This window comes from Pantoea sp. X-Soil-MYKO-1785 (genome assembly GCF_059730675.1).
Genome location: NZ_AP036001.1, coordinates 569,945 through 596,571, shown reverse-complemented (window position 1 = coordinate 596,571; position 26,627 = coordinate 569,945). Strand labels below are relative to the sequence as shown.

Annotated in this window: 24 protein-coding genes; 14 read left to right on the top strand and 10 right to left on the bottom strand. The window is 52.7% G+C overall.

What is annotated here, in order from left to right; translation table 11 throughout:
- Positions 1-8: 8 nt before the first annotated feature.
- Positions 9-2,411, bottom strand: a complete 2,403-nt coding sequence (gene malP / locus AC6I8D_RS22740) for a maltodextrin phosphorylase (protein ID WP_497820999.1) — start codon at positions 2,409-2,411, stop codon at positions 9-11.
- Between the two features lie 282 nt (positions 2,412-2,693).
- Here malP and malT point away from each other — a divergent pair, with 282 nt between their 5' ends.
- Positions 2,694-5,396, top strand: a complete 2,703-nt coding sequence (gene malT, locus AC6I8D_RS22735) for an HTH-type transcriptional regulator MalT (RefSeq protein ID WP_312056448.1) — start codon at positions 2,694-2,696, stop codon at positions 5,394-5,396.
- A 337-nt stretch (positions 5,397-5,733) separates the two neighbouring features.
- Here malT and AC6I8D_RS22730 read toward each other — a convergent pair whose 3' ends face one another.
- Both AC6I8D_RS22730 and AC6I8D_RS22725 read right to left on the bottom strand, forming a co-directional pair.
- Entirely contained in the window at positions 5,734-6,273 is a 540-nt protein-coding gene (locus tag AC6I8D_RS22730) for a P-loop NTPase family protein (RefSeq protein WP_497820998.1), read from the bottom strand.
- Between the two features lie 323 nt (positions 6,274-6,596).
- Positions 6,597-7,430: an oxidoreductase gene (locus tag AC6I8D_RS22725; protein WP_031374380.1), complete on the bottom strand. Its 834-nt coding sequence runs from the start codon at positions 7,428-7,430 to the stop codon at positions 6,597-6,599.
- A 104-nt stretch (positions 7,431-7,534) separates the two neighbouring features.
- Between AC6I8D_RS22725 and AC6I8D_RS22720 the strand changes: the two genes are divergently transcribed.
- Positions 7,535-8,455, top strand: coding sequence for an AraC family transcriptional regulator (locus AC6I8D_RS22720; protein WP_497820997.1), 921 nt, complete (start codon positions 7,535-7,537; stop codon positions 8,453-8,455).
- A 211-nt stretch (positions 8,456-8,666) separates the two neighbouring features.
- Here AC6I8D_RS22720 and AC6I8D_RS22715 read toward each other — a convergent pair whose 3' ends face one another.
- Entirely contained in the window at positions 8,667-10,001 is a 1,335-nt protein-coding gene (locus tag AC6I8D_RS22715; RefSeq protein ID WP_497820996.1) for an aminotransferase-like domain-containing protein, read from the bottom strand.
- A 109-nt stretch (positions 10,002-10,110) separates the two neighbouring features.
- Here AC6I8D_RS22715 and AC6I8D_RS22710 point away from each other — a divergent pair, with 109 nt between their 5' ends.
- Together AC6I8D_RS22710 and AC6I8D_RS22705 are read left to right on the top strand one after the other, a co-directional pair.
- Entirely contained in the window at positions 10,111-11,001 is an 891-nt protein-coding gene (locus AC6I8D_RS22710; RefSeq protein WP_312056462.1) for a DMT family transporter, read from the top strand.
- Between the two features lie 245 nt (positions 11,002-11,246).
- The gene (locus AC6I8D_RS22705) at positions 11,247-11,711 is read left to right on the top strand and encodes a GNAT family N-acetyltransferase (RefSeq protein WP_497820995.1); all 465 of its coding nucleotides are present in this window, start codon (positions 11,247-11,249) and stop codon (positions 11,709-11,711) included.
- A gap of 373 nt (positions 11,712-12,084) precedes the next feature.
- Here AC6I8D_RS22705 and AC6I8D_RS22700 read toward each other — a convergent pair whose 3' ends face one another.
- From AC6I8D_RS22700 to AC6I8D_RS22690, 3 genes are all read right to left on the bottom strand, one after another.
- The gene (locus tag AC6I8D_RS22700; RefSeq protein ID WP_497820994.1) at positions 12,085-12,423 is read right to left on the bottom strand and encodes a hypothetical protein; all 339 of its coding nucleotides are present in this window, start codon (positions 12,421-12,423) and stop codon (positions 12,085-12,087) included.
- A 49-nt stretch (positions 12,424-12,472) separates the two neighbouring features.
- Positions 12,473-13,012, bottom strand: a complete 540-nt coding sequence (locus AC6I8D_RS22695) for a hypothetical protein (RefSeq protein ID WP_312056458.1) — start codon at positions 13,010-13,012, stop codon at positions 12,473-12,475.
- Positions 13,013-13,426: 414 nt separating this feature from the next.
- Positions 13,427-14,470, bottom strand: coding sequence for an NAD-dependent epimerase/dehydratase family protein (locus AC6I8D_RS22690; protein WP_497820993.1), 1,044 nt, complete (start codon positions 14,468-14,470; stop codon positions 13,427-13,429).
- 514 nt (positions 14,471-14,984) lie between these two features.
- On the opposite strand from AC6I8D_RS22690, the gene AC6I8D_RS22685 reads away from it, so the two are divergent.
- Positions 14,985-15,407 carry a GNAT family N-acetyltransferase gene (locus tag AC6I8D_RS22685; protein WP_312757616.1) on the top strand — a complete coding sequence of 141 codons (423 nt, stop codon included), beginning with the start codon at positions 14,985-14,987 and terminating at the stop codon, positions 15,405-15,407.
- A 190-nt stretch (positions 15,408-15,597) separates the two neighbouring features.
- Here the strand turns inward: AC6I8D_RS22685 and AC6I8D_RS22680 are convergent, their stop codons facing one another.
- On the bottom strand, positions 15,598-15,795 hold the full coding sequence (locus tag AC6I8D_RS22680; protein WP_497820992.1) for a hypothetical protein: 198 nt from the start codon (positions 15,793-15,795) through the stop codon (positions 15,598-15,600).
- A 71-nt stretch (positions 15,796-15,866) separates the two neighbouring features.
- Between AC6I8D_RS22680 and AC6I8D_RS22675 the strand changes: the two genes are divergently transcribed.
- Positions 15,867-17,000: a glutathione-independent formaldehyde dehydrogenase gene (locus AC6I8D_RS22675; protein WP_312057407.1), complete on the top strand. Its 1,134-nt coding sequence runs from the start codon at positions 15,867-15,869 to the stop codon at positions 16,998-17,000.
- A gap of 341 nt (positions 17,001-17,341) precedes the next feature.
- Here the strand turns inward: AC6I8D_RS22675 and AC6I8D_RS22670 are convergent, their stop codons facing one another.
- Complete coding sequence (locus AC6I8D_RS22670) at positions 17,342-18,478, bottom strand: alpha/beta hydrolase (protein ID WP_497820991.1); 1,137 nt, start codon at positions 18,476-18,478, stop codon at positions 17,342-17,344.
- 198 nt (positions 18,479-18,676) lie between these two features.
- On the opposite strand from AC6I8D_RS22670, the gene AC6I8D_RS22665 reads away from it, so the two are divergent.
- The 7 genes from AC6I8D_RS22665 to AC6I8D_RS22635 all read left to right on the top strand — a co-directional run bounded on the left by AC6I8D_RS22665 (position 18,677) and on the right by AC6I8D_RS22635 (position 24,792).
- A complete protein-coding gene (locus tag AC6I8D_RS22665; protein ID WP_312057410.1) occupies positions 18,677-19,561 on the top strand; it encodes a LysR family transcriptional regulator in 885 nt (294 codons plus the stop codon).
- Positions 19,562-20,334: 773 nt separating this feature from the next.
- Positions 20,335-21,378, top strand: a complete 1,044-nt coding sequence (locus AC6I8D_RS22660; protein ID WP_497820990.1) for a catalase family peroxidase — start codon at positions 20,335-20,337, stop codon at positions 21,376-21,378.
- A complete protein-coding gene (locus AC6I8D_RS22655; protein ID WP_061704199.1) occupies positions 21,378-21,953 on the top strand; it encodes a cytochrome b in 576 nt (191 codons plus the stop codon). Before AC6I8D_RS22660 ends, AC6I8D_RS22655 begins: the two co-directional genes overlap by 1 nt.
- Before the next feature lie 55 nt (positions 21,954-22,008).
- Complete coding sequence (locus AC6I8D_RS22650; RefSeq protein WP_061704200.1) at positions 22,009-22,599, top strand: TetR/AcrR family transcriptional regulator; 591 nt, start codon at positions 22,009-22,011, stop codon at positions 22,597-22,599.
- 330 nt (positions 22,600-22,929) lie between these two features.
- On the top strand, positions 22,930-23,565 hold the full coding sequence (locus tag AC6I8D_RS22645; protein ID WP_312057413.1) for a hypothetical protein: 636 nt from the start codon (positions 22,930-22,932) through the stop codon (positions 23,563-23,565).
- A 231-nt stretch (positions 23,566-23,796) separates the two neighbouring features.
- Positions 23,797-24,375 (top strand): DUF308 domain-containing protein, encoded by a 579-nt coding sequence (locus AC6I8D_RS22640; RefSeq protein ID WP_061704201.1) that lies wholly within the window; start codon positions 23,797-23,799, stop codon positions 24,373-24,375.
- Positions 24,376-24,480: 105 nt separating this feature from the next.
- On the top strand, positions 24,481-24,792 hold the full coding sequence (locus AC6I8D_RS22635; RefSeq protein ID WP_073999548.1) for a chorismate mutase: 312 nt from the start codon (positions 24,481-24,483) through the stop codon (positions 24,790-24,792).
- Positions 24,793-24,819: 27 nt separating this feature from the next.
- Here the strand turns inward: AC6I8D_RS22635 and AC6I8D_RS22630 are convergent, their stop codons facing one another.
- Positions 24,820-25,668 carry a LysR family transcriptional regulator gene (locus AC6I8D_RS22630; RefSeq protein WP_061704203.1) on the bottom strand — a complete coding sequence of 283 codons (849 nt, stop codon included), beginning with the start codon at positions 25,666-25,668 and terminating at the stop codon, positions 24,820-24,822.
- A gap of 128 nt (positions 25,669-25,796) precedes the next feature.
- Between AC6I8D_RS22630 and AC6I8D_RS22625 the strand changes: the two genes are divergently transcribed.
- The gene (locus tag AC6I8D_RS22625) at positions 25,797-26,543 is read left to right on the top strand and encodes an SDR family NAD(P)-dependent oxidoreductase (protein ID WP_061704204.1); all 747 of its coding nucleotides are present in this window, start codon (positions 25,797-25,799) and stop codon (positions 26,541-26,543) included.
- The last annotated feature ends 84 nt before the right edge of the window (positions 26,544-26,627 follow it).

Here is a 26,627-nt window from a genome sequence, read left to right as displayed (position 1 = left end):
GGCGTTCCTTAGCGCGTGGCTTGCCAGATGCGCTGCTGATAGTCGCGGATGGCACGATCGGAGCTGAACATGCCGCAGCGCGCGGTGTTAAGGATGGTAGCGCGCGTCCAGCCATCCCGATCGCTCCACAGCGCTTCCACCTGCGCCTGCGCATCTAGGTAGGGCTGGAAATCGGCCAGTACCAGATACGGGTCGCCGCCTTCCGGACCGAGGCTATGCAGCATTTCCTCAAAGGCCGCGCAGTCGCCCTGACTGAAGGTGCCATCTTCCAGCGCCTGCAGCACCTGATTGAGCTGATGATCTTTCTTACGCCACTGCGCCGGGGCATAGCCGTCAGCCTTTAACGCCACCACCTGGTCTACGGTGTGACCGAAGATAAAGATGTTCTCGCTGCCGACCTGTTCGGCGATTTCAACGTTCGCGCCGTCCAGCGTACCGATGGTCAGCGCGCCGTTGAGCGCCAGCTTCATGTTGCCGGTGCCGGAGGCTTCCTTACCGGCAGTGGAAATCTGCTCGGAGAGATCGGCCGCCGGGATCAGGCGCTCGGCCACCGAGACGTTATAGTCCGGCACAAACACCACCTTCAGACGGTTGCCGACCCGCGGGTCCTGGTTGATGGTTTCCGCGACTTTGTTGATGGCATAAATGATGTTCTTCGCCAGCGCATAGCCCGGTGCCGCTTTGGCCCCGAACAGCACCACGCGCGGCACCCGATTCGCCTGCGGATCGGTGACCAGCGTTTGCCACAGCGCAATAATGTGCAGCAGGCTCAGATGCTGACGTTTGTACTCATGCAGGCGTTTAATCTGCACGTCGAACAGCGCCTCAGGATCGATCTCAATCCCGGTACGGCTGGCCACCCAGTTGGCCAGCGCCACTTTGTTCTGCTGTTTGATAGCACGATATTCGGCGCGGAACGCCGCATCGTCGGCAAACGCCTCCAGTCCCTGCAGCGCATCGAGGTCGTTCAGCCACGGTTTTTGCAGCGTTTTATCGATTAACGCGCTCAGTGCCGGGTTGCACTGATTGATCCAGCGACGCGGCGTGATGCCGTTGGTGACGTTATGGAATTTTTCCGGCCACAGCTGGTGATATTCCGGGAACAGATCCTGCACCACCAGTTTCGAGTGCAGGGCGGCAACGCCGTTCACCGCAAAGCCGCTGGTGACGCACAGGTTCGCCATGCGTAGCTGGTTGTTATGCACCAGCGCCAGCTTCGCCCATTTGGCTTCATCGCCCGGCCAGCGAGCCTCAACCAGGGTTTTCAGTTGGGTATTGAGGGTATTGATGATCATCATATGGCGCGGCAGCAGGCTGCGCACCAGACGCACATCCCAGCACTCCAGCGCTTCCGGCATCAGGGTGTGGTTGGTGTAAGCAAAAGTATGCTGAGTAATCTGCCAGGCGCGATCCCAGCTGAGCTGATGCTCATCCAGCAGCAGGCGCATCAGTTCAGGGATCGCCAGCGTCGGGTGCGTGTCGTTGAGCTGAATCACTTCGTGATCGGCCAGCGATTCAATGCTGCGTCCGGCCTGATGATGGCGACGAAGAATATCGGCCAGCGCACAGGCGCACTGGAAATATTGCTGCATCAGACGCAGCTTTTTGCCGTTCTGATGATTGTCATTCGGGTAGAGCACTTTAGTCAGTTTTTCAGCGTCGATTCCCTGCTGTTCAGCGCGCAGAAAATCACCGTCGTTAAAGCGGTTCAGATTGAACGGCTGCGCATGCTTCGCCTGCCACAAGCGTAACGGCTGGCTGACGCCGTTCTGGTATCCCACCACCGGCAGATCCCAGGCTTCACCCTGCAGCACAAATGCCGGTTGCCAGTGCGGGCGTCCGTCGACGGTGGTGACTTTGCCGCCCAGACCGACGTCGACATTCAGTGCCGCATTATGGTTAAACCACGGATAGCGATCGCGCTGCCAGTCATCAGGGGTTTCGTGCTGCGCGCCGTCTTCGAAGCGCTGGCGGAACAAACCGTACTGGTAGTTCAGCCCGTAGCCGATGGCAGGCTGTCCGACCGTTGCCATCGAGTCGAGAAAACAGGCGGCCAGTCGTCCGAGACCGCCGTTACCCAGCGCCGGATCGGTTTCATTTTCCAGCACCTCAGTCAGTGAAATATCCCAGCCCGCCAGCGCCTCATTGACCGCGTTGTACCAGCCGAGGTTCAGCAGATTGTTGCCGGTCAGCCGGCCAATCAGAAACTCCATCGACAGGTAGTTGACGTGGCGCAGCGAACTGTCCGCCGCCACCGGAGGCTGTGCCGCCAGCAGATCGGCCAGCGCGCCGCTCAGCGCCTGCCACCACTGGGCGTGAGTCATTTCACGCGCATCGCGCAGACCAAAACGTTGCCACTGACGCGTCAGGGCAGCAGTAAAATGTTCGGGGTTAAATTCGGGCTGTGTCATGGTTTGTGTCCTGTCAGAACAGTCAATGGGTCAATGTGACACCAGTTTGCCCGTGCGACAGATACGGCTCCTCCTCCTGAAGCGAATTAGACCAGGAGGATAGGGAGGGTGGAGAGGCTGAGGCTAATCTGAAAGCGCGCCAGGAGTGTGATTCCGCGCGCTTTTGTAAAGTTTAGTTAATGGGTTTGCTTGCATTCGCCAGGCGAATGGATGAACGTGTAAGGAATAATTACGAAGCGTAAAATAATGATGCGCTTGACGTGAATGGAGAAACGTGCGCCCATGCTAATTCCCTCAAAACTCAGCCGCCCGGTTCGCCTTGAAGGCACCGTCATCCGTGAAAGATTGCTGCAAAAACTGACCGCCGCCGGCAATTACCGGCTGGTGCTGATCACTAGTCCGGCGGGCTACGGCAAAACCACGCTGGTGTCGCAGTGGGCGGCGGGTAAAACGCATCTTGGCTGGTATTCGTTAGACGAGGGTGACAATCAGCCGGAGCGGTTCGCCGACTACCTGATTGCTGCACTGCAACAGGCCAGCAACGGCGGCTGTCCACGCAGTGAATTACTGGCGCAAAAGCGGCAATACGTTAATCTCAATGCCCTGTTTTCACAGCTGTTTATAGAACTGGTGGAGTGGCAGCAGCCGCTGTGGCTGATCGTTGACGACTACCACCTGATCACCAATCCGGTTATTCACGACGCGATGCGTTTTTTCCTGCGTCATCAACCCGAAAATCTGACCCTGATCCTGCTGTCGCGAAATCTGCCGCAGCTCGGCATCGCTAACCTGCGGGTGCGTGAGCAGCTGATCGAACTCGGCAGCCAGCAGCTGGCGTTTACCCATCAGGAAGCGCGTCAGTTTTTCGACTGCCGGCTGGCCGCGCCGCTGGAAAGCGAAGAGAGCGGCAAGCTGTGTGATGACGTCGCGGGCTGGGCCACCGCGCTGCAGCTGATCGTGCTGTCGGCGCGCCAGGGTGCCAGTGCCGCACATGACTCGGCGCGGCGTCTTTCCGGCATCAATGCCAGCCATCTTTCCGATTATCTGGTGGAAGAGGTGCTGGATAATGTCGACCTGCCGACCCGCCATTTTTTACTCAAAACCGCGCTGCTGCGCTCAATGAACGATGAGCTGATCGCCGGTGTTACCCGCGAAGAGAACGGACAGATGCGGCTGGAAGAGATTGAGCGCCAGGGGCTGTTCTTGCAGCGCATGGACGATTCTGGTTGCTGGTTCAGCTACCATCCGCTGTTTGGTAATTTTCTGCGCCAGCGCTGTCAGTGGGAGCTGGCGGCGGAGCTGCCGGCACTGCATCGGGCCGCAGCGGAAAGCTGGATGGCACAGGGCTTTCCCGGCGAGGCGATTCATCATGCGCTGGCCTCCGGCGATGCCAGTATGCTACGCGATGTGCTGCTGAAGCACGCCTGGACGCTGTTTAATCAGAGCGAACTGCCGCTGCTGGAAAACTCCCTGAAAGCGCTGCCGTGGGAGATGATGCTGGAAAATCCAATGCTGGTGCTGCTGCAGGCGTGGCTGATGCAAAGTCAGCATCGCTTTTCCGAAGTGGACAGCTTGCTGGCCCGCTTTGAACAGGCCAGCCGCTGCGAGATTGACGATGCGCTGCGCGGCGAATTTAATGCGCTGCGTGCCCAGGTGGCGATCAATGATGGCAACACCGATGAGGCGGAGCGACTGGCGAAACTGGCGCTGGATATTTTACCCACCAGCCGTCACTACAGCCGCATTGTGGCAACCTCGGTACACGGCGAGGTGATGCATTGCAAAGGCGATTTAGACAATTCACTTAACCTGATGCGCCAGACTGAACAGATGGCGCGTCGCGATGAGGTCTGGCATTACGCGCTGTGGAGCCTGATTCAGCAGAGTGAAATTCTGTTTGCCCAGGGTTTTTTACAGGCGGCCTATGAGATCCAGAGCCGGGCGTTTGTGCTGGTCGATGAGCAGCATCTGGCGCAGTTTCCGCTGCATGAGTTTCTGCTGCGGATCCGCGCTCAGCTGCTGTGGGCGTGGGGTCGGCTGGAGGAAGCAGAGCAGGCGGCACGCGAAGGCATCCAGGTACTGACCGGCTTTCAGCCGCAACAGCAGATCCAGTGTCTGGGGCTGCTGGTGCAGTGCTCGCTGGCGCGTGGCAATCTCGATAATGCGCGTAGCTACCTCAACCGGCTGGAAAACCTGCTGAATAACGGCAACTGGCACAGCGACTGGATCGCTAACGCCGATAAAGTGCGGGTGATCTACTGGCAGATGACCGGCGACAACGAGAGCGCCAGCAACTGGATGCGGCAAACGCCGAAGCCGGCTTTCGCCAATAACCATTTCCTGCAGGGACAGTGGCGCAATATCGCCCGGGCGCAGATCTTACTCGGCGATGTCAGCCAGGCGGAAGTGGTACTGGAGGAGCTGAATGAAAACGCCCGCGCCCTGCGGTTAATGAGTGATTTAAACCGTAACCTGCTGCTGCTTAATCAGATTTACTGGCAAACCGATCGCAAAGCCGACGCGCAGCGCACGCTGATCGAGGCGCTGAAACTGGCGCGCAGTACCGGCTTTATCAGCCATTTTGTGATTGAAGGCGAGATGATGGCTCAGCAGCTGCGCCAGCTGATCCAGCTGAACACCCTTAATGAACTGGACAACCATCGTGCCCGGCGAATTTTGCTGGAGATTAACAAATACCACCGTCACAAGTTCGCCCATTTTGATGAGGGATTTGTCAGCCGGTTACTCAACCATCCTGACGTGCCGGAATTGATCCGCACCAGTCCGCTGACGCAGCGTGAATGGCAGGTGCTGGGCTTGATCTATTCGGGCTACAGCAACGATCAAATTGCCGGCGAGCTGGCGGTGGCGTCCACCACCATCAAAACCCATATCCGCAATCTCTATCAGAAGCTGGGCGTGTCGCATCGTACCGAAGCGATGAATCAGGTGCAGTCGCTGCTGAAAATGATGGGTTACGTCTGATGATATGCGTCGCTACAGGCGGGCATCCGCCTGCTGATGCTGAAGGGAAAGCTGAAGTCTGAGTTCAATGAGGAACTATCCCGGGCTGACTCCATCCGGGTGATTAAACTGCGGCCGTTCTGGCAGGCGTGAGCACCAGCGCATATCTGCAAACCGGTTTTCAACTATTAAAGCGCGCGCTGAAGTGGAGCAGACACTGCGCTGATGCAGGCACCGATCAGGCTGGCCGCAGGACTGGATTCTGAAACAGGACATCCATCGCATGACCACAAAGCCCGGCTTCTCTGGTTATTACCCAATGACCTTACCGGCTCAGTCTCATCAACTACTGAAACATCTATTTGTTGAGATCCCAGCGTTGATAGCAGGCGTTAATCTCGCGGGGTAACGTCAGCATTAGCCGGGGGATCGTAATCTGCTCAAACAGCGTCCTGTAGCGAAGGCGGTTTGCAGGCGCAATAAGCGCAATGTATTTGAGCATCTCCCAGCTAACATTCTCCCTGCCGGTTTTGAGCCCGCCGATTCTGGGTTTTGATGAGTAACATCTGCGAATATAGCGCAGCAACGCTATCGGCACCGGTACATCAAGCAGGATTAGCCCTGTGGCACGTTCGAGTCGTGGATGTATGCATTTTGTATAGTTGCCCTCCATCACCCATTTTTCCTTTTGCACCGCCTCAGCATGTAACTGATAAAAATCCTCTGGTTTCCGGGGGACCCATTTTGAATCCGGCAGATGATGCAGTTGATCCAGATGGATTAAAGGCAAAGATGTTTTACGCGCTATCGCATCAGCCAGCGTTGATTTACCGCTGTTTGAGGGTCCCATAATGCAGATGCGTGGGCCCAGTACTTCCAGTGATAACGATGTATTCATAAATCAGTCCTTCAACGTTCCCGGAAAAAAACACCACTAAGGGTAACAGTATTAATAGTTTAAAGTCTTTTTCGGTGCGGCGGCAGGCCAGAAAAGGACGCCGGTTGGGGGCACTAACCGACAGGATTGCCAGGCGTCAGATTGTATACGGCAAGTTCAGCTTCTGCCGTTGGGTTACGGTCGGCGTTGAGCGCAGGGCGGATGCAATCGCACGAAGCGAAGTCCGTGCTGCAAAAGCATCAGCACTGTGGCCCGCGCGAAATGGCCGTCAGTACGACCGGCCATATTACGTGTTCCAGCGTACTCACTGTTTCAGTCGCGGATTAACCATCCGTTGAACGTGTTATTGCTTCCCACTGTTCCATTTCCTTGCCTAAAGCCGTGAGCTTTTGCCGCACTAAATGTAATGCATCACTGCCTAACAATAAATGCACTGGCGGGGTCTGGCTCTCAATGATTGCCAGTATGGCGCGGGCTGCCTTTACAGGATCGCCAGGTTGCTTACCGCTTTTTTCCTCACGAGCCTGGCGAATAGGATCAAACAACGCGTCGTAGTCCGGAATGCTGCGAACGCTGCGAACCATTGATCGCCCGGCCCAGTCGGTGCGAAACGAGCCAGGTGCCACGGCTGTCACCTGTATGTTGAACGGGGCAAGCTCTTTGCTTAACGTTTCAGATATTCCTTCCAGTGCAAATTTGCTGCCGCAGTAATAACTGATGCCGGGCAGGGTAATGAAACCGCCCATTGAGGTGATATTAATAATATGGCCACGACGGCGCTGGCGCATATCTGGTAGCACGGCTTTGATCATCGCCACTGCGCCAAACACGTTCACGTCAAACTGGCGGCGCATCTCTGTGATTGATGATTCTTCCATTATGCCTTCATGGCCGTAACCGGCATTGTTTACCAGCACATCAATCGGACCGACGTCAGACTCAATCTCGCCAACGACCTTATCAATACGCTCAAAGTCGGTGACATCAAGCAGACGGCCAAAAGCCCGCTGCACATTGAGCGCCTCGAAAGCCTGCTGTGCTTCGCGGGTGCGAACGGTACCCACCACCCGATGGCCTGCGGCGAGGGCTTCCTGTGCCAGCGCCTGACCAAAGCCGCTGCTGACGCCGGTGATTAAAATCGTTTTTACAGATGTCATAAAAAAACTCCCCTGAACTGTGGAAGTTGCATAGTATTTTATGTTCTGCTGCATTTTCAGGCCGTATCTTCTCTTTTTCTTGCCTGATTTTATGAGGTGGTGTGATGTCGGGGATGATGACCTTAGTGAAAGCACTGGCGGCGCAGGAGGGGTATAACCTTACTGCATTGCCTGACGTGAGAATTTTGCGTGCCGATCGCCCGCTTGCCCGAACGCCTGTGCTTTACGATCCGGGGATCGTGATTGTCTGCCAGGGCAGCAAGCGCGGCTATTTTGGTCAGCAGACTTATTTATATGATGAACAGCATTATCTTGCAGTTTCGGTGCCGGTGCCGTTTGTGATGGAAACCGAGGCGTCAGCAGAACATCCGTTGCTGGCGATTTATATGCATCTGGATTTTCAACTGGCCGCGGAACTGATGCTGCAGATTGAACAACATGATGTCCCGCATCCTCCCGCCGCGCCGCAAAGCATGATGTCTAGCCCGATGGACGACGCGGTAAAAACGGCCGTGCTGCACTTGCTTGAAGTCCTGAACAATCCGCTTGATGCGGCAATTCTCGGCCCTGCGCGGGTGCGTGAGCTTTATTACCGCGTATTGACGGGCGCACAGGGCAATGCAATGCGCGCCGCACTGGCCCTGCAGGGACAGTTTGGCAAAATAGGTAAAGTGCTGCAGCGCATCCATGCGACCTATGCTGAGCCGTTAACACTGACACAACTGGCGATGGACGCCGGCATGAGTGTGCCGACATTTCATAGCCATTTCAAAGCGATAACCCGGATGCCGCCGATGCAGTATGTGAAATCGGTACGCCTGCATCAGGCGCGGATGTTGATGGTGCGTCAGCAGATCACTGCCGCCGCCGCGAGTTATGCCGTCGGCTACGAAAGTCCGTCGCAATTTAATCGCGAGTTCAAACGCCTGTTTGGGCTGCCGCCGGCTGAGGAGATAAAACGCATGCAGCGTCACTTCGCCGTTCCGCCCGTACAGCAAGCGTCGGTATTTGTTTCATCGCATTAAGGTCTGTTCGACATAGCTGAATAAACCGTGACCCAGGCAACGTCTGATGTTGGCGCAGTATCGACTGTCACCAGGCACAGCGCGACGTACCTGGCCGGCACGCGCAAAGCGGACTGACGATGCCTGTGCCCATATCCGAAATAAGCGAAAGGCGCACATTGCTAATTTTAAAAAGCACAGTAATCAGGCAGAGGCAGCTTTTTAACATTATCTAGATGTCTTTTTCATAATTGATGGTTTCCTTCACCGCAGTGAGGGCAGGCCGGAGCCTGTCCAGGCTGACCGAGCCGAGCGCCAGGCGTATGGCGTGCGGCACATTTGATGATGTACTGAATGGCTCGGCGGTTGAAACAGATATCTGCTGCTCAAGTAATCGATGCAAAATTCGTTCAGCTCTGACTTCTGCGGGTAAGGGCAGCCAGATGAAATAAGCGCTGGCATGGCTTATCCACTGACCGTCACCCATTATCTCGTGCGCAATGGCCTGACGCTGCCGGGCATCGCGCCGCTTCATTGATTCCATTTTTTTTATCGTTCCATCCTTAATCCAGCCACAAACAATAGCAACCATAAGGGCGGGTGTATTCCATGTCGTGGCTCTGATAGCGCGTTCGAGAGACTGTCGCATTCCAGCCGGAGAGACCACCACGCCGACACGCAGGCCGGTGGCGATATTTTTAGCAAAGCCGGTAACGTAGACCGTCCTTTCAGGCACATAACGGGCCAGCGGGGGTGGAGGGCGATTAACCAGAAAAGCGTAGGCCGCGTCCTCTATCACCAGCAAATCAAATTGCCGGGCAATACCCGCGAGCTCACTACGCTGGGCGTGGTTCAGCACCCAGCCCAGGGGGTTATGCAGCGTGGGCATTGTGTAGATCGCCCGGACGCGCCTGCTTTGGCAGATTTGCCGGAGTGCGGTCAGGTCAGGGCCGTTCACGCCGGTGGGTATAGGCACAAGCTCCAGATGATAAAGCGTGGCCAGTGCTTTAAAACCAGGATAGGTCAGTGCATCCACAGCGACCACATCACCGGGTTTCAGCAAACCCATCACTGCGACGGTAAGACCGTGCTGTGCACCGTTCACAATCAGCAAATCATCCCCGCATGCCGCAATGCCAGCAGTTGCCAGCCAGGTTGCAATGATATCCCGATGGTTTTTTCTTCCGGCATGAGGGTGGTAATGCAGCAGCGAATCGAGATCGCCAGTGGCAGCCAGCTGGCGCAGTGAATCGCGCAGTTGTTCCTTCTGGTCTGGCAGTGAAGGGGAATTAAAGTTGAGATCCAGCACATCAGCTGCCAATGCCAGCTGATCAATACCCTGGCCAGCAGGTAACGAGATATCCCGGACAAAGGTGCCGCGGCCTGTTTCTCCGCGCACAAGGCCAATGGCTTCCAGCTCTGCATAAACGCGGGTTGCAGTGGCAAGGGAGATGCCTTTATCCACTGAGAGTGCTCTGTGGGTTGGAAGCCGTGTACCGGCTGGAAGGTTGCCGTTGCGGATCGCAGCGGCATATTCATCCACGACAGCTTTATAGCGCACCTTCATGAGTTGTACCTATGACAATTTTTTGATCGTCCTGAATCATGGGACTTAGCATAGGAACTGTCAATTTACCGTCGGGCTGATGATATAAGCACTTGAGGAGAGGGATGTGGTGGCGACAAATGATTTAAATAACGCTAATTCTGGTTCGCTGTCCGGCTGGATTAATGGTTTTCTAGGGGTGCTGATATTCAGCGGATCACTTCCGGCTACACGCCTGGCCGTGCAGGATATGAGTCCTTTTTTTCTGACTTTCATGCGGGCCTCTGTTGCCGGCGTTTTGGCGATTGCACTGCTTTTGCTCTTCAGGCAGAAACCTCCTCAGCGCAATCAGGTGTTCTCATTAATAATTGTTGCGGCTGGTGTCGTGATCGGTTTTCCGCTGCTGACAGCCATTGCACTGCAGCATATAACCTCCTCCCATTCAGTGGTATTTCTCGGACTGCTGCCGCTGGCGACGGCTGTTTTTGGCGTGATCAGAGCAGGAGAACGACCACGACTGCCATTCTGGATATTTTCCGCATTGGGCAGTCTGTTAGTGGGCGGCTATGCTCTGTCGCAAAATGCTTCGGTTTCGCTGTTCGGTGACCTGCTGATGCTGGCTTCCGTGCTCGTCTGCGGGCTGGGTTATGCTGAGGGTGCCAGGCTTTCACGTGAACTTGGTGGATGGCAGGTCATCTGTTGGGCACTGATTATTTCCCTGCCGCTGATGCTGATGGCTGCCTGCGTAACGATGCCAGAAAATATCAATGCCATAACCATCGAGAGCTGGCTGGCGCTGGGCTATGTCTCCCTTTTCAGCATGCTGATCGGCTTCATTTTCTGGTACAGAGGATTAGCTACCGGTGGCATTACGGCTGTAAGTCAGTTGCAGCTGCTGCAGCCGTTTTTTGGCCTCGGGCTTTCCGCCTTACTGCTTTCGGAAACGGTGAGTCCTTTGATGCTGCTGGTGACGCTAGGGATCATTCTCAGCGTCATCGGTTCGCGCCGGTTCGCACGTTAATGAGCTGAATAATGTAAATGCTACCGTTCCGTAGACAACGTTTTCTTGTTGCACAAAGCGGCCTGATATAAGCGAAGGGCGGACCTTAGTAATGATGAGTTGGTGTAGTTTTGCTGGTTATTCTGAAATATCAACATTATCAGCGGTGGTCGATATTGGTAGAAAAAATTCTTTTAACAGAGACGCTTGAAAACCCGCTTTCAGGTGATATCTTCAGTGCATAATTACCTAATCGGGAAGAGAGCATGATTACTCTGAGGGATATGAATGAAGAAGAATTCGAAAGTTATCGTTCTCTTTTCATCAATGAATATGCGCAGGATCTACAAAGAAATCGGGAATATCGCCCTGAAAAAGCACGAGCCAAAGCCATAGAATCTATTGATGCCGTGTTAACTAAAGGCGTTGTGACTCCAGCTAATCAGCTGTGGTGTATTCAACACCCTGATGAACCAGAAGAGATTATTGGCATTCTGTGGCTGTCCCTCACCGGGTCATCAGCGTGGATAAGTGATTTCTACATTTATCCCGACTGGCGCAGTCGTGGATTCGGCGGTTTGGCCTTGAACGTAATGAAAACAGTGCTGAAAGAAATGGGCATCAATGAAGTCGGACTTAGAGTAGCCCCGAACAATGCCTCAGCCAAAGCACTGTATCATAACAATGGCTTTCATATTACCGGCATTAATATGACGCAAAATTTAAATTAAATCTTTTCAGCTGGTTTAGATAACTGAATTTCAAAATTAAAAATGATACATTTTCAACACTCTGCCGTTCAGCGCTTCATAAAACGTTTGAATCAGTTTTTTTTGCGACATGCTGCTTTTTTGTCAATTAACAGTTGAGTAAATAACTGCCACTTAATCACAACTTATTTTACCGTCGTTTCAGCGCTATTTTTGACTGACTCCACCTCAGGAAAGGGCTCAGCTTTGTGAGGTGCCGCTTCTGGCAAAGAGTGGACATGCTTGCGCAGCGTAGTCCGCTCTGAGCGAAGAGCGGACATCAGTAAGTCCGCGTTGTATCAAGTAGAGGGTAGCAGGTCAATTGCTATGATGGAGACGCCTCTGGTTGGGGTGTTTAAAAAAATGCCCCTTTAGGATCATCACCTTTTTGAAGGTGAGGGTTCTGCTCATCAAGTTTATAATTAATCAGATGACCATCCTCAGTAAAAGATAAAGTAAGAATTTGTTCATGACCGAGTATTTTCGGCGAAAGCGGAACTATTACGAGTCTGCTTTGTTGACTCCAGATATAGCGCCAGCTCAGGGCTTCACTGAAATTTTCAGGAAAATTGGGTGGCCCAAAACGGTTCAGGACTTCCCGTTTAGTTGTTTTTCCAGCAATTAACCAACTGCTAAGAGGTTTTTTTTCAGAAAATGTCTCCGGAAGATTATGTGAGCGCACGCCTCCAGACATACAGCCCTGCACGAAAGGTAAAGCCAGCATTAAAGTATAAATGATTAATTTAATTGAATTTGGTCGCAAAGTAATCCTCTTTTTTAAACGGTTTAGCTTTAAGGATTTTCACTCCTGTAGCTGGATCGGTTACAATTTCACTAAAGTGGAAAACACATTTAGTAAACTGTTCATGTGCATCAAAATTCACGTCGTAATCTTTTCCAGCCTCAAGATTAACTAACGCTGACATTGAGCAGCTTCCCTGTTCGGTATTGTCTGTAAGAATATGGAAAATAGTCTGACCTGGTTTTGCATATACTTCAAAATAATAATTCTTATAATCATTCTGGCGATAACTTATCTTAGGCATACCAATATCTCGGGTGTCATTATAATAACCAAATGAAGTATGCGGCACTAACTGTTGATATTCTCTGTTCTCTTTAGTCGATATCGATGTGCCGGTTACATTCCCAACAAAACGGATTCGAGCCAGATTGCTTTTTTCACCGACGGGGTCTTTATAAAGCGGCGCGGAATAATTAAAGGCTGAGCAGCCACTTAATAAAGAGATACTCAGGATAGTAAATGATAAATATTTTTTCATTATAATAGAAACCCGGAATTAATTTACCTGGAACTATCGGCAAAAACAGCCAATATTTTAATTGTTTCTGCCTATTGCTTTTTATGTTATCTAAGCCTCAGGCTTTCAATTGTTTGCCAAAGAGAACCGTGGTCAACCTTAAGCAAGTCACACAAGAGAACCGATCCGGAAGCAAAGAGACATCTTGCGCTGTGGACTGTTCGAGGTGACCTGCTTCCCGCACATCAACTTAACATGAAGTTAGCAGCGTCCGCTTCTGGCACATAACGGACACTTATCCGGCGAAGCGGCCAGGCGTACCGCATCCCGGTGCGCCTGGCTTCCGGAACAATGGGTTGGTGTAATCTTCCGCCGTTTAGAAACAGGCCTGGAGAGCAGGCCGGCAGCCTGCCAGATGACGGGCTGCCTGAGAAATCAGGGAATAAGTTTGCTGCTTCGCATCGCATCCAGATGTTCAATCAACACCTCATCGGAGCGCTTGATCATGGCGTTAAACCCTGCCTGACGCGCTTTGGTGACGTCAAAGATGGCATCTTTCTCAACATGGAAGATAAAGTCACCGAAACCACCTAACGCCAGTTTATCGATATCTCGCTCCTGCAGTTGCGCCTTGTCGGCGATGGATGACCAGAGAGGCTTAAGCGCGCTGAGACGTTCGCTAAGCGAGACAGGCTGCGCCTCGCCAACCGGAACGCCGAACCAGTCAGCCAGTTTCGGCCAGACGTGACACCAGCGAAACACGTCGCCATTGGTGATATTGAATGCGCCGAATCTGGCCTTTTCGGCAGCCCAGACAGCGCTTTCACCGAGGATGCGGCTGTCAGTGATGTTCACCAGGGTATTGCGGTAAGCGTCATCCGGACCGGGAAAATGCAGGGCGGTTGCGGTTTCGCGGCAGATTGTTCCGTATACGCCGATCAAATTTCCCAGGTTCATCGGCGATCCGAATGAGTGACCGATGACAATATCCGGGCGCAGTGCAGTCCAGCCGATGCCTTCATCGCCAATCTTTCTCGCATAGTCCTCATGCCGGAAATAGAGGTTCGGCGGAAAATGACGGCTGTCCTCTTCCCGCGCCGGGGTGCGGTAAACGCCCAGATGGGCCCCATAAACCTTTCCGCCCTGAATAAAGATAATATGTTTCAGCGAATTGCCTGACGAGCGCACCGCGCCGATCAGATTTTCAAACATCAGCGCATTGATATCCGCCTCCACGCCCGGATTGGCATCCTGACGCAATGCCGCGTAAAAAATGTGCGTCACCGTTTCAAACGCTTCCCGGTGTTGATTAAGATTTTCGGAAGAGGTCAGGTCAGCGCTGATATGAGGAGAAGGGTGAGGGCTGTGCGGCGAACGCCCAAGGGTAGTGATTTGCCAGCCCGCTTTTTGGAAGGAATCATGAGCGGCAAAGCCCACTACGCCGGCAGCACCGACCAGCAATACGTGCTTATTATTCATACAGCTCTCCGTTTGTTTCATATAACCCGTTTTAGCAGCAACATACAGAGGGTATTACCACTGACAGCAAACCGAGCCGTTGCTGAACGCCGTTATTAAAAAGTGATCGATATAACATAATGAGTCAAACGACGATCGGCAGGCGAAACGACCGCCGGCACTGCAGGGATCTATTCGACTCGCCGCAGATGTTTGGCCAAAGCGCCAATACAGGTCGCTGTGAAAAAGCAGTTGCAACAGCTCCATCCGGCAGCAACGAGCGTGAAGCGAACATGCTGTCACCCTGCATATAACTAAATTTGGCAAATATGGTGGGTTTATGAGGTAGAGATATGGTGGCCCAATATCCGGTTAACGATAACTTTCAGAAAATGAACCCTGCCTCTCTGGGATGATTAGGGTTAACGAACCATCTTATGGGATTGTAAAATCCCGCATGAAATTAAAAAATCTGTTCGGGATTGCCGTTTTATTAAGGCTGCACTGCAGTCAATTAAAGAGAGGGAGACTGAATATGCGTGTTCGCCTGGCCACTGAAAACGATGCTATATCTCTGATGACTATCGACTCTGTTGCCCAGCACCAGCCAAAACGTGCGGCGCAAATCCGCAGCTGGTGTGCCCAGTCTGTCTGTTATATTGCTGAACAGCAGGGGATAGCGATGGGATATGGCGTGCTGAACTACCATTTCTTCGGCTGCGGCTTTATTGAAATGCTGATGGTAGGGGAACACTACCGCCGCAGGGGGATCGGTCTGGCGTTGATTGCAGCGTTGAGGTCCCGCTGCCAGCACCCGAAGCTGTTCACCTCCACCAATCGTTCTAACCTGCCAATGCAGCGGCTGCTGTTGAACGCCGGATTTATCGCCAGCGGTCAGGTCGACAATCTCGATGACGGGGACCCGGAAGCGATATTTTTTATTCCAGCCTTAACGTAGCGCAGAGAGAAGGGGACACAGACACCCATATCCAGGGTGCCAGGCTAAGCGAGTCCAGGGTTTTAGCTAAGATTGCATCTACCGGGAAGTTGCTCTCTGATAAGGTTCTGGCAGTGAATCAGGCAAAGTCTGGCCTGATTTAAAACAACTCATCCTTTTGATAAATTGGGTCTTTATCTTCAAGCTGCGGCTAAGACCGCTGCCGATAATTGATAACTGCTTCACGCAAATATACCCGCAACGCTACCGGCTGCTGCCGCCCGGCTTGATGCGGCATCATCCTGATCTTTTCCCGGCTGGCTTTGACCGTCATCCCCCGCCAGCAGTCCTCAACGTATCCGATAAGAAACATCCCGATCGCCGTGCTGTCGATCGCGTTATCAATCATGGCAGCTAAGCTTAATTGACATTCACCCGGCCGGGCAGCCACACCTTTCCGGCCGCAAGCAGGAGAAGATCATGAAAGCAGTTATTTACAACGGCCCCTATGATGTAAGAGTAAAAGACGTGCCGGATGCAAAAATTGTTCGCCCCACAGATGTGCTTGTCCGCATTACCACCACCAATATTTGTGGATCGGATTTGCACATGTACGAAGGTCGGACCAGCTTTGAGCAGGGACGTATTCTGGGGCACGAAAACCTGGGTGAGGTAGTTGAAATTGGCTCAGGAGTGGAACGTGTTAAGGTCGGTGACTATGTCTGTCTGCCATTTAATGTCGGATGCGGTTTTTGCGAGAATTGTGAAAAAGGTCTGACCGGTTTTTGCCTCACCGCCAATCCCGGTACTGCGGGCGCGGCCTACGGATTTGCTGAAATGGGCGCGTGGGAAGGTGGCCAGGCGGAACTGCTTCGGGTCCCGTTTGCGGACTTTAACTGCCTGGTGCTTCCGCCTGACGCAGTAGAAAAAGAAGATGATTATGTGATGCTCTCTGACATTTTCCCGACCGGCTGGCATGCGACAGAACTCGCCGGATTAAAGCCTGGTGAAAGTGTAGCCATTTACGGCGCGGGGCCGGTGGGTCTGATGGCCGCACACTCAGCCATTATAAAAGGCGCTTCACAGGTCTTTGTGGTGGATACACACCAGGACCGTTTAGCGCTGGCAGAGAAACTGGGGGCGACGGCTATCAATGCGACCGGCGATGACGCCGTGCAAACAATTCTCGATTTAACTGACGGACGCGGCACCGACTGTGGCTGTGAATGTGTGGGCTATCAGTGCTGTAACAAACATGGCCATGAAGACAATTCAGTCACCATGAACAGCCTCGTTGCGTCAACTAAAGCAACCGGCGGCATTGGTGTAGTTGGTGTATTTATCCCTCAGGATCCGGGCGCTGCATCAGACCTTGCCAAAGAAGGGAAGATGCCGTTTGATTTCGGCAGTTTCTGGTTTAAAGGACAGTCAATCCGCACCGGTCAGGCAAACGTCAAAGCCTATAATCGTCAGCTGGCCCGTTTAATTCATCAGGGTAAAGCCAGCCCGGGCGACATAATCTCACACCGTCTTTCGCTTGCTGAGGCGCCTGAGGGATATAAGCACTTTGACGATCGCGATGAGGGATGGACCAAGGTTATCCTGAAGCCTTAACTGACGCCGATCGGTAATAAATTTAAATCGGAACAATGTAGAAATGCCGACGGGATACCATTGCGTATCCTGTCATAATATTTATCTTCTGCTGTCAGGCTCGCCCCGGTATCTATTGTGATCTTTAATAGCGCATGATGACTATTAGCAGAATCTGTGAATAGCGCCCGACCTTATTCAGGCATAAACGAAACAAACGCTATTTATGGAATAACGAGCAGAGTGGGTGAGAATGAAGTGCGATATTATAAGAATTCTATGTAACATCAGGTCGGGATAGATCCAGAATCAAAGCCACCTGGGTATTACAGGTGGCTTTTAACCGATTCTGAGCCGCGTTTTTATCTTAAGCTGGTTTTGAAAAACTGTTCAAACCTGGCAAAAGGGATCTTACCGGCCGCGTTGTCGTATAAGTCCACATGGTTTGCGCCGGGGACGATAACAAGTTCTTTCTTAGTGCTGCCAACCGCTTTGAAGGCATCTTCTGCAAAATAGCGCGAGTGTGCCTTTTCACCGGTCACAATCAACGCAGGAATGGTGATTTCATTTGCGTAGCTAAGCAGTGGCATATTCATAAACGACAAAGGCATCGTTGCATTCCATGCGCCAGTCGAGTTAACAGAACGCTCATGGAAGCCGCGCGGCATTCTGTAATAATCAAAGAACTCTTTCAGTACCGGGTGTGGATTCGCGGGTAATGTTTCCGGCAGAATTCGCTCAGAAGCGCTTACGCTGCCATTCTTATCCACATTAATATCGTGACTACCGCGGGCGATAGTTCCGCTTTCAGCATCTTTCCAGCGCTGCTCGTTCAGGTACTGTAATACGGCACGGCGATCGGCTGTTGAATAACGGTCTTTACCATCTCCAACGCCATGTCCCATTGCCCGACTCATATCGTACATCACGCTGGTCGCAACGGCTTTTACACGTGTATCCATCGCCGCCGCATTGAGCGCCATGCCCCCCCAGCCGCAAATACCGAGTAATCCAATACGCTGGCGATCCACTTCTTTTTGTAGTCCAAGGAAATCAACCGCCGCGCTAAAGTCCTCAGTATTGATATCCGGAGAGGCGACATTACGCGGATAGCCGCCACTTTCACCCGTGTAAGAAGGATCGAATGCCAGCGTAACAAATCCCTGTTCGGCCAGAGTCTGTGCATACAGGCCGCTTGATTGCTCTTTGACCGCACCGAAAGGACCACTTAATGCAATCGCAGCCAGTTTACGTTCGCCCCGATTTTTGGGGAGGTATAGATCCCCTACTAATGTGATCCCGTAACGGTTCTGGAATGTCACCTTGCGATGATCAACCTTATCGCTCTCTGCAAAGGTTTTATCCCATTTTTCCACCATTGAAACAGGCGAGTTCGGATTAGATATATCAGCATAACTCATTGTTGTCACTCCACTTAATGATGCGCATAGCAGCATGGCGGGTAGCGCGGCTGTCAGCTTTCTGGTGAAAACATTCATTTAAATTCCCCTGAAAAGAAAAGTGAGGTACAGGTTTCATACGGACAGTACTGCTGTGCTTTGATGCAATGCGCTCATTATAGTTAGCAAAAATAGTGCTGATTAGAGGGTGAAAATTGCTAGGATTAATATCATATTGTTATAAATGAAGGGCTGCAGCCGTCATCATTGGCGGCCAGATATTCTGAGGACGCGCCGATGGCGAAACGGGAAAACTATAATGAGCTCTACTTGTTTATGCAGGTGGTGCGGGAGGGCAGTTTCACTGCAGCTGCACAACGTCTTGGACTTGCACAATCAGGCGTTAGTCGTTCTGTCCGTGAACTTGAAGAAAGGCTGGGTATACAGCTGCTGGTTCGCACTACGCGCAGGCTGTCGTTAACACAGGCAGGTGAGCAACTGTATCAGACAGCAGAATCTGGATTTGATGCGTTAGATACGGGGCTTGCCACGCTGGCGTATTACCGGAATACCCCGTCCGGTACGGTACGCATCAATGCCAGCCAGCATGCCATTGATAAAGTTCTGTTACCGAAGCTGGCGTTATTTAAGCAACGTTATCCTGATATCAGGCTTGAACTCATCAGTGAGAGCCGGTTCGTCGATATTATCGCTGAGCGATATGATGCCGGTGTGCGGCTGGGGCCGGAGGTAGGACAGGGTATGGTTGCGGTGCGTATTACACCTGACATGGAGATGGTGGTTGTAGGTACGCCCGAGCATTTTCGTCGCTATGGCTTTCCACAAACACCGGCTGATTTAGTGATTCATCCTTGTATCGCCTACCAGTTTGCCGATGGAAGCCTTTATCAGTGGGAACTCCTTCAGGACGGTAAAAAAATAACGCACCGACCACAAGGCCAGTGGGCCTTTTCCGACAGCTACATGGAAGCAAAAGCAGCCAGACTGGGGCTGGGGCTGGCTTATGTCCCGGAGGAACTGGTCGCTGATGATTTAGAGCAAGGCAATCTTATCAGGGCGTTGCCACGTTACAGCCAGCGCCTGGAAGGTTCATTCCTGTATTATCCTCACCGCAATGTGTCGCCGGCACTGAGAGTCGTCATTGATATACTAAAAATCTGATGTTTAGCTAATGATATTCTTTATTGTTCAGCTCTTTGTTATCGGAATAACGTCCGCCTGTGGCACTTAGCGGACATTGGTGTCAACAACCTGATGGCCCCCTCCGGCTCCCCGGCACGGTCGGGTAGTCAGCCCCACTGAGCTAACCGGCTGGGCCGGTAAGCTCCGCCGAATCCCTGCGGGGTTCGGGTCTGACGGCTAGTGTCTGATGGCAACAGCCAGGTCAACCCCTGCAGCGGGCGTTCACAGGCCACAAAAGGATGTGGCCGCTGAGGACCGGCCCGGCACCGTGCCGTTCCGTTCCGGGGCCGTGCCCTGTTCATCCTTTCGCGTTCTGTTTTTTCCCCTGAGCCTCTTCGCCGTGCAGAAACCTGGCACCGGGGCCTGGCAGGATGTAGACGTGGAAGTTGCCGGCGGCCACTTTAATGCGAAAGAAAATCCGCAGGAAACGCTGCGTGCTTTACCGGCATTTCTTTGCTGAATCCGAAAATGATCTCCGTAACGATGCCGGAGATCTTACTGCTGCTTCCCGGCAGGGGCCGAAAAGTACCCCTGTAATCGCTATGGCATTTTCTCTGTCATCGCTACAGCACTTTGCTGCGGCAAAAGCACGGCAGGTTTAAAAAGAGCGCAATCATGCTTTGACATGCCAGCCTACCTACTAGTAGATTTACTGAAAGCGCCCTGCGTATCTTAGAAAGTCAGCCTGTTATCACATGTAAAAGATAATGGGATGAGCGATAACTCTAACTTCTGCCATGTTGAGTATATTCATGCATAAACGTTCTCTTACAGTCCGTCAGATAATAGTGCGCCTGGCGCTTATTGCCTTGGTCCCTTTGCTGCTGATTGTTCTGTTCCTGTGGGCTGGCGGGTGGCTGGAGACCAGCCGGCTGACGTCCGACAAACTGGTGGCAACGTTAGAAAAATCTGGCGGCCACCATCCGGGCTATCGCCGCAATCATGCTAAAGGCGTCTGTATTCTGGGTGATTTTGCTGCTAACGGTAACGCCAGTTTCCTTTCGCGTGCGGCTCTTTTCGCGCCAGGCGACACGCCTGTGACAGGCCGTTTAGCTATTGCGGGCGGCAATCCGAATGCGCCCGATTATGCGGTACCAGTGCGCAGTATGGCGCTGGCGTTTTATCAGAAAAATGGTGAGCAGTGGCGCACCGGTATGAATGCGATGCCGTTTTTTCCGGTGCAGAGCGTACAGGGATTTTACGATCTCCAGATAGCCTCGCTGCCGGACGCACAAACCGGTAAACGCGACCCTGCCAGAATGCAGGCTTTTGTGCAGCAGCATCCGGAAATCAAAACGTTCTTTGCCTGGGCAAAGCAATATGTGCCCTCTTCAGGCTGGACCCGCGATCGCTTTAACAGCCTGAACGCATTTAATTTTATTGATCCAGAAGGCCACTCACATCTGGTGCGCTGGAGTATGGTGCCACACGCCGACTATCAGCCGCTGGATGAGAAAGAGAAAGAAAACACTGATTTCCTTCAGCGCGACCTTGAGCAGCGGCTGGCGCAGGGGCCGCAGAAATGGGACCTGATTATCACCGTTGCAGGCCCGCATGATAAAAGCAACGACGCATCGATTGACTGGGCAGCCGATCGTCAGAAGATCAATGCTGGCACGCTGACCATTAACAAAATGACGCCACAGCAGCAGGGTGCCTGTAATGACATTAATTTTGACCCGCTGATTTTACCGGATGGCATTACTGCCTCAGATGACCCGCTTCTGAATGCCCGGTCATCCGCTTACGCCAAATCTTACAATGCACGCACTCATGAACAGGCGGAAACTCACTGATGAAACGGCATAACAGATTTCACCCGGCCCTGCGGGTCATCCACTGGCTGATGGCGGCGGCCATTATGGCCATGTTGTTTATTGGCGTTGCGATGGTGTCTACGGTTTCGTCCCTGCACGGCCTGCTGGTTGCCATTCATAAGCCGCTGGGCCTGATGATTTTAGTTCTGGTCATTGTTCGTCTGTGGATCCGGTTCACTACCTCGACGCCTGCACTTCCGGCCACGCTGCCGGGCTGGCAGAAAGCATTAGCGCACCTCTCACACTGGGCGCTGTATGCCATGATGCTGGCTCAGCCTCTGCTCGGCTGGGCGATGCTGTCGGCGGCGGGCTATCCTGTCACGCTGGGTCATCTGGTGCTGCCGCCCATTATTCCGGTAAGCAACGACACCTGGGCGCTGCTGCGGCCGCTTCACAGCTGGGTAGCACTGGCGCTGTTCGTGACCGTCCTTTTACATCTTGCCGCTGCGCTGTTTCACGCGTTGATCCTGCGCGATGGCGTATTCAGCAGTATGGCGGGTATCCGCAAAAGCTCCACGTCAGGGGCTCTTGACAACCCGGCTGACGGTCAGTAGGTTCAGGGCCGTTTAGAGATTTCACGCTATTTTTATTTTTGCTGCCGGAGCCCGGATGAGTACAGAACGTTCACAGAAAGCCGAAGAAATTATGCACCATACCCGGGAACTGCTTACCTCCGGTGGATATAACAGCTTCAGCTATGCTGATTTAGCGGAACGGGTTCAGATTCGCAAGTCCAGTATTCATCACCATTTCCCCGGTAAAGCGGGTTTGGTTCAGGCGGTTGTCAGTGACTATCGTCAGCAGGCACAGGCAGGAATGGCAGCTACCAGTCAGCATTTCGTCGGAGATGCGCTGGGCGAAATAAACAGCTATGTAAACTTCTGGGCAACCTGCATAAAAGAGAACAACTCCCCTTTCTGTATTTGTGTGACGCTGGCTGTTGAATTACCGGTTTTACCCAAAGAAGTGGCTCAGGAAGTCAGTGGTCATTTTGCCGATCTCACGGACTGGCTCACTGGCGTAATGAGCAGAGGCGAGAAGAGCGGCGTATTTACTCTGCGGGAAAATGCAGCCACTGAAGCTAAATCGCTCATGGCGACGGTACATGGTGCCATTATCTCTGCGCGTGCTTTTAATAACGCTGACGTATTTCTGGAAATTGTGAAACCGGCCATCGGAAGATTGGTGAAATCACACTGAGTCAACGCAGATAAGGTGTTGCCTGGCGGATTTAAAGGCCGCCTGACCGGTTTTATTCCGTCAGCAGCCAGGCTCACTGGCTTATTAAAACGCGAAACCGCAGGGCAGTTACGGCGACCGGGTTTCGCAACAATTAAAATGAGCGGTTACATGCCCCATATGAAGCAGGGCATCATCAGCCGGTGTGTTTATCACTGCCGAGCCTACCTTCTGATAGGTCGGATGATTTTACGATGCGGACCTGAGTTCGCCTCACGAAAGTTAACGATTGAAGAAATACCCTGATGAAGGCTATTTCACTGCACCCTGACTCAGACGGAGAGGTTACAGATGACGACTATTCGAGCACTGTCTTCCATGCCAGATTTTGCAGCATTGAATACCGTAAGAATGAATGATCGGTTTCCCGATCCAATTGCCTCAGGTTTTCAGTCTCAGCTGCAAGAGCAGGTCCGGCTTTCCCGCTCTGAAGCCTCAAAAGAGCCCGTCATGCAAAAACAGTCTGCCACTGAGCCCCCGCGCCGGGCAGATATTGACTCGATGCTTGCACAACTGCTCGCCAGCAGAAAAATGCTATTACAGCCGGCCCGGACAGCCCCTGTTTCTGCAAAACCTATCAGGGAAAATCTAACCGCATGCAACCTGACTGATAATGCTTTCAGTGAAGCGTCTGACGCTAATAGCAGTGAGTCGGTTAAGCAGGCCGATTCAGGGGTATATGAGAAAATAAACAGAAAACATCCTGAATTAAGATGTGATTCCTGTTGTTATTCGCTTGTTTCAGATTTTTTCTTTGCCTGCCCGCAACCTTACCCGCCCGTAACCCTGACACCTTCAATCATTTATATCTGGATCGCACCTGAATTTGTCCGGGCGCCGGTGCCTTTTTACCGCGGCAATCCATTGCGTATACGCCGGCTTCGTCATTTAAACCAGACGGGATATCGCCAGGCGGGCCGTGGCTGAAACTGAGCACAGTAATTAAATATGATAACAGATTTTCATCGATGGCTTTAACGGGCACGCCATTCTGTTAATTAAAGGTCTGTTTCTGTAAATACACTATCAGAAATAGATAGCCTGGGGAATTTAGTGCCTGCTTATTTTATTACCTGACGAAATGAATACTGGATTAAATCAGGTGAATCCTCTCACCTGCATTATCTGTAATAAGTAAAATCAATCTGGAGAGTCATCATGCGAACCAACACATTACTATCTGCCAAAGCTCAGAATCAATGGCTTCATTCTTACTACTATATTCGTGCGGCGGGATCGCTTGTCTGGATTACCCTTGCGGTACTGATAGGAAAAAATAATCCCGCGACTGGTGCTGTTCTGCTTGTTCTCTATCCGGCATGGGATGCTATCGCGAATTATCTGGATGCCAGTCGATCCGGCGGATTGTCAGTTAACCCCCCCCAGAAATTTAACTTTATCGTCAGCCTGCTTGTCGCCGCTGCTATTATCTGGGCGCTCTCTATCAGTATGAATGCCACCATTAAAGTTTTTGGGCTGTGGGCCATATTTTCAGGTGTACTGCAGCTCTCGGCGTCCGTTCGTCGCTGGAAACAGGCTAATGGACAGTGGGCAATGATATTAAGCGGCGCGCAATCTGCATTAGCGGGTGTGTTTATGTTTAAACAGGCGAGCAGTAATATGGCTCTGGATGTGACCACGGTTGTGCCTTACGCGGCTTTTGGCGTCTTCTATTTCCTGATTTCGGCCATCACCCTGACCATAAAAAAGAGTCGTCGAAACAGGGCTCACTGCTGAACCCTAAAACTGGCGGTTTAACGGCCACTCATAATCTGGCGGCTAATAGCATTTCGCCGTCAGTCTGACCCACAATTAAATCAGGTTAATGTCAGAGGTGAAGCAATGTGTTCTCATGATCATCAGGCAGAGCTCTTCTCGTATCGGCTGACGATCGATAATCTCGATGCTGCGCTTATCCATATCCTTGCTGAGCGTTTCCGCTGCACGCATAAAGTGGGTGAGCTCAAAGCCGCACATCATCTGCCAGGAACTGACACAGGCAGAGAAACCCTGCAGTTCACCCGATTCAGAGAAATCGGGCAGAGTGCAGGTCTTGACGCGAATTTTGTGGAAGGATTTATGCGCACAATTATTGATGAAGTGGTCCGCAGGCACGGGGAAGTGAAAGCATCTCACACGGAGAGACCGGCCTGAGAAGCGGCGACCTGAGCGACATGACGTTCAGATCAGCATCCTGTCTGCAAGGTCCAGCAAGGCGCGCAGGCGGTCCATATGACGCAGATCCTGATGGTATCCGACCCAGATATCCCGTGAAGGTGGAAAATCGGACGTTGCTATGCGCTGCAGGCCAGGTGTGGTATCACCCAGCGGTTGAGGCAGTACGGCGACGCCCATTCCCCGCAGGCACATCTGTGCCTGCACAGCCCGGCTTGTGCTTTTAAAGGCAGGTCGTGACTGCGGAAACTTCTCCAGCAGCCAGGCGACGTCAGGAAAATGTGACTGTCCGGTATTCATCAGGATCAAACCCACCGATGAGGGCTCTGTCAGTAGCGCCTGTGCCGTTTCTGGCGTCCCGTAAAGCGCGTAGGGCACACTCATCAGGCGGCGCTGGACGATATCCGGATCGGTAAAGGGAACGATACGAAACGCGACGTCCGCATCACGGCGCGACAGATCAAGCAGGCGGAAACTGGCAATCACCTCCGGCACAATTGCCGGATGACGGCGCGTCAGTTCACTCAGCACGGGTGCCAGTACAGTGTTAGTAAACCATTCTGCGGCGGAGATGCGCAGTATTCCTTCAAGACGGTCGTGATTACCCGCCAGACGTCGCTCCAGTGCCAGCGCGGAATTTTCCATCGCCTCTGCCAGTTTCATGACGCCATCACCGGCATCGGTCAGCACCAGACCTTCTTTTGTGCGACGGAACAGCGCCTGCTGCGCCTCATCCTCCAGTGCTTTAATGCGGCGTCCGACCGTCGGATGACTTACGCCCAGACTCAATGCCGCCTTGCCGAACGAGCCGTTACGGATGACGGCAAGAAAGACCTGAACATCTCCCCACTCCATACGCTGAACCCACCGTTCAAAAATGAACGGCCAATATACAAAAGTGTCAGTTCTCAAACAACTTTGCAGGTATCACCATAGGTTCTTTCACTCCGTCGCCTCAGGCGGCTCTTACAGGAAGCGAAAGTATGAACAGACTCAAAGGCAAAGTTGCCCTCGTTACCGGTGGTTCAAAAGGTATAGGCGCCGGGATCGCCCGCCAGCTGGCTGCTGACGGTGCAGACGTTGTCATCAATTACCTCTCAGACAGAAACGGGGCAGAAAAGGTAGTTGCGGCGATTGAAGCTGCTGGCGGAAAGGCAACGGCCGTCGCGGCGGATGTCACCCGCCAGCCAGAGGTTGAGTTACTCATTAACACCACACTCGAATTTTTCGGACGGCTGGACATTGTGGTGAACAACGCCGGTGTTTATCAGTTTGCCAGCATTGAGGAAAGCACCGAGGCGCTTTACCGCAGGCAGTTCGACATCAATGTGCTGGGCCCCTTACTGGTCAGCGCCGCAGCCGTGCCGCACCTGGGTAAAGGCAGCAGCATCATCAACATCAGTTCGTTCGTCACCCGCGTTTTTCTTGCGGAGAGCGCCATTTATAGCGGGGCCAAAGGCGCGATCGACGCCATCACCGGTGTGCTTTCCAGAGAGCTGGGCCCCCGGCAAATCCGCGTCAATGCAGTCAATCCTGGCCTGATCGAAACCGAAGGAAGCCATAGCGCTGGTGCGATGAACTCAGACTTCCAGAGATGGAATGAGGAGCAGACGCCGCTCGGCCGCATCGGACAGGTGAAGGACGTTGCGCCGATCGTCTCCTTTCTCGCCTCAGACGAGGCGGCATGGATCAGCGGTGAGGTGATCCTCGCCTCCGGTGGCATGCGCTGACCGGGACGGCGTTACGTTTCAGCGGGGTGACCTGCCCTGCGAACTCAACATTCCCGATTACCACGTGTCCTTACCTGGGAAACT